The sequence below is a fragment of the Brenneria sp. L3-3C-1 genome, assembly GCF_016456245.1.
Classification (GTDB): Bacteria; Pseudomonadota; Gammaproteobacteria; order Enterobacterales; family Enterobacteriaceae; genus Brenneria.
Genome location: NZ_JAEMHF010000016.1, coordinates 32,595 through 44,858, shown reverse-complemented (window position 1 = coordinate 44,858; position 12,264 = coordinate 32,595). Strand labels below are relative to the sequence as shown.

Below are 12,264 nucleotides of genomic sequence, written 5' to 3'. Positions count from 1 at the left end.
GGTACGGCGCCAACAATGACCAGAGCTCGTGCTGGATACGGGTAAGTCAGGGCTGGGCGGGAGGCCAGTACGGGATGGTGGCGATACCGCGCATCGGACATGAGGTAATCGTGAGTTTTCTGGAGGGCGACCCGGACCAGCCGATAGTGACCGGGCGGACGTATCATGCCACCAATCCGACGCCTTATATCCTGCCGGAGCATAAAACGCGCACCACGCTGCGCACCGATACGCATAAAGGCAGCGGTTTTAACGAACTGCGTTTTGAAGATGAGGCCACGCGAGAGCAGATTTACCTGCATGCTCAAAAAGATATGGATACGGTGATCAATCATATCCACCGCCAGAGCGTCGGGTTGGATCAGCACCTTAGCGTTGCGCAGGATCGGTTCCAGCGGGTCGATCGTCATAGTCATCGCACCATCGGACAGGATGATTTTGAACAGATAGGCCAGGATCATCATCAGTTTATCGGGCGTAATTTTATTCAAAAGATAGCTGAGTCATTCAAGCGCTTTATCGGCGGCGGCGAGATCACGCATATCGAAGGGAGCCGTCAGACCACGCTGTCCGGTTCTGAAGAAACCCTGATCGGCGCGCATCAACGTACCGTGGTGAATACCGACAGCTATCTGAAAGCGGCGGACATCGTGTTGGAAGCCGGCCAGGCATTGACGATCAAAGCGCCGGGCGGTTTTATCAAGATTGATGGCGCAGGCGTCACCATTTCCGGAACGGTGGTGAAAATCAATGAAGGCGGCGCGGCGGGAGTGGGTACGGCACCGGTTTCCGTCACGCCGGATACCCCCGCCAAACCGACATTACCGGATGCCCCTGACCGGCGTTAAGGAGAGAGTATGCCAGGAGCCGCACGTTTGGGAGATAGCTGCGCGGGACACGGTTGTTTCCCGGCCACTCCGATTATTGAAGGCAGCAGTGATGTGACAATTAATGGCAAACCCGCCGCCCGCCTGGGCGACGCGGTGTTGCTGCATGCCTGCCCGTGTCCGAATATGCCTCACGGCGTTCATAATCGGGCGATTTCCGCCGGTTCCGGCACGGTGACCATCAACGGCAAACCGGCAGCACGTATCGGCGACGCCATTGGCTGCGGCGGTTCGGTGGCTGCGGGCAGCGGTGATGTCTTTATTGGCGACACGCCCTATCAATCGCCGGTGAAAGCCTGTGCCGAGCAGTCGGCTAAAAATCGGGCTCCGCTGCTGGCGTTAACGCCGATGCTGTTGCCGGCCCTGATGGAGTGGGCGCAAACCGCCGAGTTGCCGGTGCTTGATGAACTGCTTACCCTTGCCCAACGTAAGGAGCGCTATCTGGCACGCGCCAAACTCGCGACGGAAGCGGCCACGCTACCGGGTTTGGCCGACGCGGCAAAACGGCTGGCGTTTAATAACGACAGTATTTTGCGGGCTGAAGCGGCACAGTATGTTTATCCGGTGGATGAGTTTCGGCGGGGGGTGCTGGAAAAGTTACCGAAAGCACCTGTTGGACTGGAATTGATTGATACCAGTACAATTCCTGGGCTTGGAAATGCCACTCTTATGGATAAAGATACTGGGTTTGGTGCAGCATTATTTAAGTCCGCTATTAATAGTGAAACCATGCTGACTTATCGCGGTACAAATAATGCGGTCACTGGTGCTAAGGATTGGATGACTAACCTTTCTCAAGGTATGGGAAGAGAAACTGCACAATATAAGCAGGCGATGTATTTATCTAAACAAACGAAAGATGCCCTTTCTTCTCCCCCTATTATTGTTGGACATTCTCTGGGGGGAGGTTTGGCATCGGCGGGCGTGGGAATGAGTGGTTTATCCGGCTACACCTTTAATGCGGCAGGTCTGCATGCGAATACTACACTTCGGGCCGGGGGAGCCGATCTTGCTAAAATTAACTCGCTGATTACCACTCAGGCGGTGGACGGGGAGATTTTAACGATGGTACAAGGCTATGGTAAAGCGATGGTGCCGGGATTACTGTCCGGTGCCGGGGCGCTAATCGGCGGTTCAGCTGGGGCGGCGATCGGTGGCGTGGTAGGCGTGGCGACGCTGTTGGGCGGTGCTTTGCCAAAGGCGGCGGGCGCCATGCAGTCACTGCCGGATTCCGGCGGTTCACCACTGGCCCGTCATGGCATGGATCAGGTAATAGCTGGGATTGAGAGTCAGAAAAAGGACGATATCGGTAAAATTACCAGCGTACTTAAGGGGGTGTAATGCGATGGTTGGCACGTTTAAAATGGGTAGGGTTAATTATTCTGGGATGTTTAACCGCCTGTCAGGCAGGAGGACGCGGTATGCAGGCCAGTGAGTTTTTTGAGCCACCAATGGTGGAATTGTTGGCGACTATCCGTAAAGGGAATGAAACGGCGGCCCAACAGCAGATAACGCAGACAGGGCTTGATCTAAATGTGCATGGAAAGGAAGGGATTACGCCTTTATTATGGTTGGTCATGGAAAAAGATCAGACAGGCGCAAAACTGGCGTTAAAGTTAGGAGCTAATCCCAATTTTAGAACCGGTCATGGTAATACCGCCGTGAATATGGTTTCAGGTGCTAAATCACCGGAATGGCTAAAGATGATGCTAGATGCGGGGGGGGATCCCAATTCATTGGATCATAATAAGACGCCAGCCCTTTTTAATGCGATTAACGAAGAACGCTGGGCGGATATTAAATTATTGGTAGAACGTGGAGCGGATGTAAATTTAGCCGATGGGCAGAAAACAAACAGTGCTCACTATGCTGCATATTTAAATGAATATGAAATTGCCTATTGGCTTATTGAACACGGAGCTGAAGTGAATACCTATTCAGCGACAGGAGCAAGTTTGGCCTGGACGATAGAAGATAGCCTGTCAATTATGTCTCCCCAATCTCCCCAATATCCCTGGGCATTAAAAGTCAAACAGCTATTACAACAACGCGGCGTGAAATTCCCGCCGTTGTCTCCAGCCGAGGTAAGAGAACGGCTGGCGAAAGGGGAAGCGCTTTGAGGCGTTGGCTCAAATTGCTAATGGCCTGTCTGCCGCTATTATCCGCCTGTCAGGCAGGAGGACGCAGTATGCAGGCCAGTGAGTTATTTGAACCGCCTATGGTGGCATTGTTGCAAAGCATTCGTAATGGTGATGAAGCCGCAGCCCGGCAGCAACTGTCTCAAGGATTAGACCTTAATATTCAGGGAAAAGAAGGGATTACACCATTACTGTGGCTGGTCTATGAAACATGGGATAAAAAAGCGGTACGCCTGGCATTAAAGTTGGGAGCCGATCCTAACTATAAAGATGGCTCTGGAGACAGCATAGTAAATAGAGTATCTGGAGTCAGGGATCCTGATTGGCTGCGCATAGTATTAGATGCGGGGGGAGATCCCAATTCTATAGGCCGCCTTGATCAACCAGCAATATTCAGTGCGATTAATGAAGAACGTTGGGCAGATATTAAGTTGTTGGTAGAACGTGGGGCGGACGTCAACCTAGAAGATGGACAAAAAAGGAATAGTGCTCACTATGCTGCTTATCTTGATCTATATGATATTGTGTATTGGCTGATTGAACAGGGTGCAGATACCACTATTCGTGATCGTACAGGTAGTGATTTAGCTTGGTCAGTAGAAGATAGCCTGTCAATTATGTCTCCCCAATCTCCCCAATATCCCTGGGCATTAAAAGTCAAACAGCTATTACAACAACGCGGCGTGAAATTCCCGCCGTTGTCTCCAGCCGAGGTAAGAGAACGGCTGGCGAAAGGGGAAGCGCTTTGAGGCGTTGGCTCAAATTGCTAATGGCCTGTCTGCCGCTATTATCCGCCTGTCAGGCAGGAGGACGCAGTATGCAGGCCAGTGAGTTATTTGAACCGCCTATGGTGGCATTGTTGCAAAGTATCCGCAACAGTGATGAAGTGGCGGCAAAGCATCAATTGTCACAGGGATTGAATTTAAATATTCAGGGGAAAGAAGGAGTAACCCCGTTGCTCTGGCTGATTTATGAAACGCAGGACAAGAAAGCAGTAAAATTGGCGCTAAAGCTGGGAGCCGATCCTAACTATAAAGATGGCTATGGTGATAGTGCAGTTAATTCGGTATCAGGTGCCAAAGATCCTGACTGGCTGCGTATAGTACTAGATGCGGGGGGGGATCCGAATGCTATCGGCCATCTTGGACAGCCTGCGATATTTAGTGCGATTAATGAAGAATGTTGGGCCGATATTAAATTATTAGTAGAACGTGGGGCCGATGTAAATTTAACCGATGGACAGAAGACAACCAGTGCTCACTATGCCGCTTATCTTAACCAGTACGATATTGTGTACTGGTTGATTGAGCATGGTGCTTATGTAGACACCTATTCAGCTACTGGTGGAAGTCTGGCATGGAGAATACATAAGAGCCTGTCAATCATGTCCCCTAAATCTCCTCAACGTCCCTGGGCATTAAAAGTCAAACAGCTATTGCAGCAACGCGGTGTTAAATTTCCCCCGTTTTCTCCAGCCGAGGTAAGAGAACGCAGGGCAAAAGGGGAAGCGTTATAACCATGTTGTAGTGTTCTGGGCTGGTTATCTGGAGGTCGTATTTTGAATATGGAACAGATACGCCAGCACAGAAATAAAGAGAGTAATAAAATAATCTTTTTGAATATATTTTTCAATGAAGAATATATTTAAATTAATGAAGCGAAGGCTGTTTTTTATAATTTGTATATGCATTTATAAATATATATAAATTATGATTTTCCACTTTATCTATATCTCTTAACGGCATTTAAATAATTCACAGGTAAATATCGATGATGACAAACGGTTATTCCCTGTTTGAAATCAGCCAACGTCATGCTTTACCTCTGTATGCCATTATTGATCCGCTTAATTATCCGGCTTTGCCGGAATTCTGGCGAGCTTTTCAACCTATGGCGGCTGATTTATGGCGAACGCTACATTTTGATAAGCAGGCGGCGGACTGGCAATTCTGCGCGCCTATTGTGGTAAAAATCGAAGAAGGGGGGCCGGGGGAAACATTGCTGCACTGGCTGGTTGATACTCAACCCGCAGTGCATCGAGGCGTTATTCTGATGAATAGCGCGGCGCCTCTTCAGCCGGTGGTCGACTGTTGGCAACGACGCATCGCTTGCCGTTGGCCGGATGGTACTTCTGCGCTGCTGCGTAGCTATGCGCCGGAAGTCTTGTTGCCCTGGTGGCAGACGCTTGACGACGCCGCCAAAATGGATTTTCTGGGGCCGCTGACCAGCCTGTATTTACCGATATCTGACAGCGAACACGGTCAATACCGATTGCTGATTGAACAGGAAAAAGGCGGGGAGGCTAACCCTGACTATCAGATTCAACTAACCCGCTACCAGTTTTATCTGCTGGCCGACGCCAATCGGCTGCACCGATTGGCGAATGAGTTATTTTTGTTTGTCAGCACGTTATGCCTTTTCCCTCTGGATATCGAGGTAGTGAAAAGCCGCTTTCTCAGCGGTATTGAACTGGCAAAGGCCCGATACCCCCGGGCAACGGAAGCGGAGTGTGAAGCCTGGTCGGCTCATCGCTGGGTATTGGGCAGCGAGTTTTTCCAACATCCTGCTTTTATTCATCTTACAAAACATCACACGCTTGGCGACAGTATTCGGATCTTTAAAGCCGAACCTGAGCGCATAGAAAGCGTGCATCTTCATTATCATCGCCCTGGTTGGATGCGGGGTGAGTTACCCGACACTATGGAGGTCATTCAGTGAGTGTGTCTCAACCCTTTCTGGCGTGGAAATCGGAGGATGAGGCTGCCTGGCAGACGCGCATTGCTCAGGGTGGTTGTTTTATCGTCGCGGAGGCCGCGTTGAATGACGCCGTGCCCTGGCTGGCGGAGCGCTGGGGCGGCAGCCTGGAGCAAAGCAGATTGTATTGGGGAGAGGCCGGGCGAATACACGCATCGGTCTCTCCCTATTGTATCCCTGTTCATGCCGCTAACTGGGAGCAGGTGCGAGAACATATCGTGACCCAGGACGGCTGGGGGATGGGGCTGCAACTGGCGTGGTTTATGCAGGCCTATTCGCCGCTCGACCAACTGCTTGAAGTCATGGAGCACCTGAGACGCTGGAGTCTGGTTGTCACGCCCGCCGGGGAAAACGCCATTCTGCGCGTCGGCGACTGGCAAGTGGTTAACCAGCTATTGTCGGCCAGCAACCTTCGGGAGGCCTGCGCGCTGTATGGCCCTATCGAGCGTTTCTGCAATCTTTCCCCTGACGGAACATCACAAACCCTGAGTCTCATTACCCGTGAACCCTACGCGATACCGGACGCATTGCCGCGCCAACTGAGCGATAAGCAATGGCAGGCCATCATGATGCCGTCAGAACACCAGATTCTGGAGCGTTATATGACGCACCTGCGGGCACATCATCCGCGTTGGCAAGATACCGATGATGAAGATCTGTTTACCTTTACGCGTCAACAGGCAGAACTTGCCCGGCTTAACGGATTTAACCATGATCGGGACATTGTGCGCTGGCTGGCGCTGGCGACCGAACTGGGGCCGGATTTTATTCTGCAACTCTGGGCGCGGCGCATTATGGCGCAGCCGGAAAATATCGGTACGCAAAGCCGTATGGATCGCCTGTATCAAGCCGCGGTCGACCGACTGGATGAAGCATAAAAAGGACGCAATCTTATGAGCGAAAATAAACAGGCGACGCTGCTTTCCAGTGAAGAAGCGGCGAACCGGAATTTTAGCACGGATAAAAAGATCTCTGGCGGTTGCACCCAATGTGGTTGTGAAACGCTGATTTACTACCATTACGATTCCGGAAAGCCGGTGCCGAATGCGCCGTTTGTCCTTATCGACAGCAATAAAACCGAGATACACGGGCAAACCGATGCCAACGGCCTCTGTTTTATTTATGACATGGGGTGCGGCACCTATGAACTGATGCTGGATGAAGGAACGGATGAGTTTGAACCAGAGCCAACGGTGGAAAATAACCCCGTATTGCAGTCCAGTCCGGCCTATGCGGCGTTGGCCGGTGAATATTTCACGCTGTATCTGCGCTTGCGCAAGCAGGGTCTGCTCTCCTATGACGCGGATGATAGCAGCGATAGCAAGGTGGATGTGGACGGTGCGGGTCTCTTGACCTTAATACCGGACGACTATCGGAAAGAATATAACCGTTTCTGGGAACTGGATGGGCAGATAAACCGTGGCAGCCGCCAACTGAAGCAGGCAATCAACAAGATCCACCACAGTCTGGCGGCGGAAGTGGCGAACCAGGGGGACGATGACAATGCAGCGCTTATCATGCTGTGTCAAATCATCCTGGGATGTATTCCGGTGGTGGGGCAGGCGCTGGATGTTTACGCCATCGGCGACTGGTGCTGGAGAACCTATAAACAGCCGGCACTCATGGATGACACATTACATCGGGTTGATGGCGCGCTCTGTGTGATTGGCGTCGTTCCGGGGCTGGGGGATGCGATAAAGGTATCCGGTCGGGCGATCCTGCATGCGCTGGAGAACGGTTCGCCGAAAGCAATACAGTTTGCGATCAAAACTATCCGCAGCCTGTCGGACGGCAATCTGGTGCGGGGCCTGACCAAACTGCGCGGCCTGCTCACCGAGTACGCGCAGAAAGGCAAGGCGGTGCTGGAGACGATTTATACTGCCCTGACGGAGGCATTAAAAGCGTCGAGTAAGGATAGCTGGCTGGTCGGTTTGATGAAAGAGCGCTTCAGCATAATGACCCAGTATCTGGGGAAATTGATTAAGGGTTACGAGGAAGCTATCGCGTTGCTTAAGCGCAAATTTGACGATTTTATCCCGCTGATTGTCAGCCGGACTTCCGGCAGCACGAGTTCCAAAGGCGCTTTTGAAAAAGCCGCTCAGGCGCGGAAGCCCCACGCCAACAGCGAGGCTGCGCCGTCGACCTCACCCGCTAAATCTGATACCGCTAAAGGCGGGAAGCCGAAAGAGGCCGCGGAGAAAGACAACGCCTCGGTGCCGGAAACGGCCAATAAGGTGAATGCCGGACGCAACGCGGATGAACGAGGCGGCACGGCGGAACAACAACAACGCGCCCGTCAGGCGGACGAAAAAAACTGTGCGACCTCGGATAAATGCCAGAGCGTCGGTGAGCCGGTGGATATGGCCACCGGTTACGTGGTGGACTGGCGTACCGATTTCCATCTGGCCGGTGTGCTGCCCTTTGCCATGAAACGCTATTACCGTTCCGGCGGCGAACGGAAACCGGGTTTACTGGGAACGCTATGGCGCAGTCTCTGGGATATGAGTCTGGTGCTCGATAAAGGCCTGGTAACGCTGACTGACGGTGAATTCAACCAGGCGATATTCGTGCTGCCGGCGGAAGGCGAGTCGAACCGTTCACCGTCTACCCCCCAGTGGCGGCTGACCCGCCAGCAGGGGCAGTTGGTATTGCAGCATGTGGATGGCTTGCGCTACCGGTTTGAGCATGCGCTCGGTCTGCAACTGTGTCTGACGGCGATAGAGGACGCGTCGGGAAACCGGATTTCGCTGTTGTGGGAGCGGGCCACGCTGTGCTGGTTGGTCTTGCCGGACACGCGGTTAATCCATGTGGAAACGCACCATCGGCGTATGACCCGGTTAACGCTGTGTGATGCCCACCGCCAGCCGTTGAAAACTCTGGCAAGCTACACCTATGACGCTCGCGGGCATTTGCTTGGCGTACGGGCGGGCGAGGGACGTAACTTTGACTATACCTACTCGCCGCAAGGCTGGCTGCTGCGCTGGTCCGATTTGGCGCATACCTGGGTGGAGCACGACTATGATGAAAAAGGCCGGGCGATTTGCGACAGGACGTCCGGCGGTTACTGGCCGGGACGTTTCGAGTACGACGACGAAACTCTGACCAACCATTATCACAGCGGTTTTGGCGGCGTTATCAGCTATGTGCGCGACGAGCGCAATAATATTCTGCTGCGCCGGTCGGCGGACGGCGGCGAAACCCGCTTCGAGTGGGTGGACAATCAACTGGCTGCGGAGATTGACCCGCTGGGCAATCGCACGACGTACCAGCGCAATGACTGGGGGCAGGTAACGGCAGTCACGTTGCCGGACGGCGCGACGCATCGCTACGACTACGATGATGACGGTCATCTGCTGGCTTACACCGATCCGCAGGGAAGCGTATGGCGTTATCAGCGTAACGCCACCGGACAGGTGGTGGAAGTGAACGATCCGGAAGGGCGGGAGTGGCTGCACAGTTACCACGCATCCGGGGCGCTGGCGACGCTGATTGGTCCGGACGGGGTGCTGCAACGCTATCACTATAATGCGCGCGGGCTGCTGAGCGGCCTTGAGCGTGACAATGCGCCGTCGGTGACGTTTATCCATGACGACCATGACCGCCTGACGGAACGGCATATCGCCCATGAGCAGGGCACGCAGGTTCGCCGCTGGGTGTATGAGGGCGGGCGGGACGCACCGTCGACGGTGATTTATGAAGACGGCAGTGAAACGCGGTTTGGTTATGATGTGGAGGGCAATCTGACCGGAGTCACCGATGCGCTGGGGCAGCGTTATCAGTTCCGCTACGGGGCGTTCGACAACCTGCTGGAAGCCACCGACCCGCTGGGGGCGACGGTGCGTTATCACTACAATGCGGAGGCGGAGTTCGCCGGGGTCACCAACAGTCAGGGTCAGGACTGGCGCTATGTGTTTGATACCCGCGGTCGTCTAAGTGAAGAGCGGCATTACGACGGTCGGGTGTACCGCTACGGTTATGATATCGCGGGGCGGTTGGTGAGCCGAACGGCGCCGGACGGCAGCGAAGTGCGTTACGCCCACGATGCGGCGGGGCGGGTAATAACGGTCACCACGTTGAAAACGGACGGCGCAACCGAAGGTATCACCACGCTGGAATACGATATTGCCGGCCGGCTGGTCAAGGCGGCGAGTTCGGACGCGGTGGTGGAGTATACCTATAACCGCGCCGGTCAGGTAACGTCGGAGACGGTCAATGGCGAGGCGGTCACCAGCGGCTATGATGCGGGCGGGCAGCGTGCGGTGGTGGCGGGGATACTGGCGCCGCTGACGCAGGCCTGGTCGTCGGGGCAGTTGTCGGCGCTGGGTATTGGCGCGCATCAGCCGCTGAGCTTCAGCCACACGGCGTCGGGCGAGGAGCAGTACAGAAGCAACGGGGCGGGCTTTGCGCTGCGTCAGGAATGGAGTCCGACGGGGCTGTTGCAGCGTCAGGCGCTGGAGGGGGCGGACGGCCGGGTGAACGACGTGCTGGAGCGGCGTTATCAGTACGACGCGCTGGACCGGCTGACGGGCATCAGCGACAGCCACTGGGGCGAGCAGGCGTTCCGCTTGAACGGGGCAGGGCAGGTGACGGCGGAGCGGCGCGAGCAGGGTCGTCGGCGTCAGGCGCGACTGTTTGGTTACGACAGCGAGCAGAACCTGTGCGAGGTGTCGCAGATAGCGCCGGGTCTGGGCGGGGCGCTGGTGCAGAAGGATGCGGTGGTGCAGTCGGCGTCGCGGTATGACGCGGCGGGGCGGGTGGTCGAGCGGGGCTATGCGCAATATCGCTATGACGACTGCGGGCGGCTGGAGGTGAAACGCGAGGCGCGTCCGGGTTTTCGGCCGAAGGAAACGCGTTACGAGTGGGACGCGCAGGACCGTCTGGTGCGGGTGTTGTTACCGGACGGTGCGCGCTGGCGCTATCGTTACGACGCCTTTGGTCGTCGGGTGAGCAAGGCGCGCGAGGGGCAACTGCCGTCGGCGCAGGCGGTAGCGACGGTGCATTACCGTTGGGATGGCGACCAGTTGGTGGGTCAGCGGCAGTATCTGGCGGACGGCACGGCGGCGCGGGAAGTACAGTGGGTGTATGAACCGGGGAGCTTCCGGCCGGTGGCGCAGGTGGAGTCAAAAGGAGAGTCGACCCGGCTGCATTATATCGTGACGGACGTGACAGGCACGGCGCGTGAGCTGTGCAGCGAGGAGGGCGCGGTTCACTGGCGGGGCGAGCAGGGACTGTGGGGCGGATACCGGGAAGAGAAAATCCCGATAAGGTTAAGGCGCTACCTGGGCGACGCGGCGAACGAGGAAGTGTACTGCAACCTGCGCTATCAGGGGCAGCTGTACGATGCGGAAACAGGACTTTACTATAACCGGCATCGTTATTATGATGCGGAGAGCGGGCAGTATATCTCGTCAGACCCGATAGGGCTGGCGGGGGGGATAAGGCCTCAGGGGTATGTACATAATCCGCTGGAGTGGGTTGACCCGCTGGGGTTGGTTGGGTGTCCGCCTGATCCGAAAAAAATGTCGAGAGCAGAACGGCAGGCAAGGATTGATGAGCTTGCTGAAGCAAATGCACATCGAAGATTACAAGAAATGGAAAATGCAACTCCTAGAGCCCACTTCTTAGAAAGACATGGCGCTCAAACATCCTTAGAGTCACAGCTTTCACGAGCAACAAATGGTGCAAATCCGACAACGGGTGTTCAGCAGCGAACACCGACAGCAGCAACTCGCTTTAATAGCCACAGAGATCAATTAAATTCGATTCAGAGAGCTCAGACAATCTATAGACAATCAGGTGGTACAAATACCGCAATAACTATTCCTCACGGGAAAGTTATTGGTGAAGGGTATAGTAAGATCGGCCCAACATATGGGACTTCATCTACGTCAAAAGTGATATTAAATCCTAACGGACAGCCAATCACTGCTTTTCCTGTATGGGGACACTAATGAATAATGCTAATCCAAAATATGCAGCTTTAATCGGTTTATTGTCGGCGTTTGATGATAATGTTGTTACTGATGAAGACTATGAGTTAATTAAAAATAGCGATATTAATGATGATGTTGAACAGATGGAAATAATAAATAGACTACTTGTTCCGTGGTTTAAAGATTATTCTTCTGAGGCTAAGAGTAAGATTATTCAAGTGTTGGATTATGCAGTTAATAATATAAATGAGGTTGATGGGGTATTTAATCAGGTGGATTTTGTTTTTGATTGTGAAATCGTGGATAAGGAAATGTTCCTGGTTAGGATAAGGTCTATCCTTGATAAATATACCTAGCTATTAGATTTTTTTGAAATAAAAGTCGGAAGTGATCGCAACGATTCTTCCGGCTATTATTTTATAATCTGGTTAGTCGCTATAAATTAATCTGCGTCTCAATAATAATCCTTCCTCTTTCCACCGTAACGGTGACGGGCATCCCGGTCATAAAGCCACATTCTTCGAGCCAGCGGCCTTTAAGGTTGATGGCGGA

At 53.8% G+C, this 12,264-nt stretch carries 10 protein-coding genes; 9 read left to right on the top strand and 1 reads right to left on the bottom strand.

Translation table 11 applies throughout. The features are described from left to right. The 9 genes from JG725_RS19665 to JG725_RS19625 all read left to right on the top strand — a co-directional run. Positions 1-848, top strand: an 848-nt coding sequence (locus JG725_RS19665; protein ID WP_199379548.1) for a type VI secretion system Vgr family protein, incomplete at its 5' end; no start/stop codon positions are given. Positions 849-857: 9 nt separating this feature from the next. After that, entirely contained in the window at positions 858-2,228 is a 1,371-nt protein-coding gene (locus tag JG725_RS19660) for a PAAR domain-containing protein (protein ID WP_199379546.1), read from the top strand. After that, positions 2,228-3,007, top strand: coding sequence for an ankyrin repeat domain-containing protein (locus tag JG725_RS19655; RefSeq protein WP_199379544.1), 780 nt, complete (start codon positions 2,228-2,230; stop codon positions 3,005-3,007). Before JG725_RS19660 ends, JG725_RS19655 begins: the two co-directional genes overlap by 1 nt. 20 nt (positions 3,008-3,027) lie before the next feature. After that, complete coding sequence (locus tag JG725_RS19650; protein ID WP_199379560.1) at positions 3,028-3,774, top strand: ankyrin repeat domain-containing protein; 747 nt, start codon at positions 3,028-3,030, stop codon at positions 3,772-3,774. Between the two features lie 68 nt (positions 3,775-3,842). Next, positions 3,843-4,541, top strand: a complete 699-nt coding sequence (locus tag JG725_RS19645; RefSeq protein WP_233356511.1) for an ankyrin repeat domain-containing protein — start codon at positions 3,843-3,845, stop codon at positions 4,539-4,541. Positions 4,542-4,795: 254 nt separating this feature from the next. Beyond that, a complete protein-coding gene (locus JG725_RS19640) occupies positions 4,796-5,743 on the top strand; it encodes a DUF4123 domain-containing protein (protein WP_199379542.1) in 948 nt (315 codons plus the stop codon). Further along, positions 5,740-6,657 (top strand): DUF4123 domain-containing protein, encoded by a 918-nt coding sequence (locus JG725_RS19635; RefSeq protein WP_199379540.1) that lies wholly within the window; start codon positions 5,740-5,742, stop codon positions 6,655-6,657. The genes JG725_RS19640 and JG725_RS19635 overlap by 4 nt, the downstream gene beginning before the upstream one ends. A 15-nt stretch (positions 6,658-6,672) precedes the next feature. After that, on the top strand, positions 6,673-11,730 hold the full coding sequence (locus JG725_RS19630) for an RHS repeat-associated core domain-containing protein (RefSeq protein WP_233356510.1): 5,058 nt from the start codon (positions 6,673-6,675) through the stop codon (positions 11,728-11,730). Then, a complete protein-coding gene (locus tag JG725_RS19625; protein ID WP_199379538.1) occupies positions 11,730-12,068 on the top strand; it encodes a hypothetical protein in 339 nt (112 codons plus the stop codon). Before JG725_RS19630 ends, JG725_RS19625 begins: the two co-directional genes overlap by 1 nt. A gap of 79 nt (positions 12,069-12,147) precedes the next feature. On the opposite strand, the gene JG725_RS20760 is transcribed toward JG725_RS19625, so the two are convergent. Continuing rightward, positions 12,148-12,219, bottom strand: coding sequence for a type I toxin-antitoxin system SymE family toxin (locus tag JG725_RS20760; RefSeq protein ID WP_233356514.1), 72 nt, complete (start codon positions 12,217-12,219; stop codon positions 12,148-12,150). Positions 12,220-12,264 lie beyond the last annotated feature (45 nt).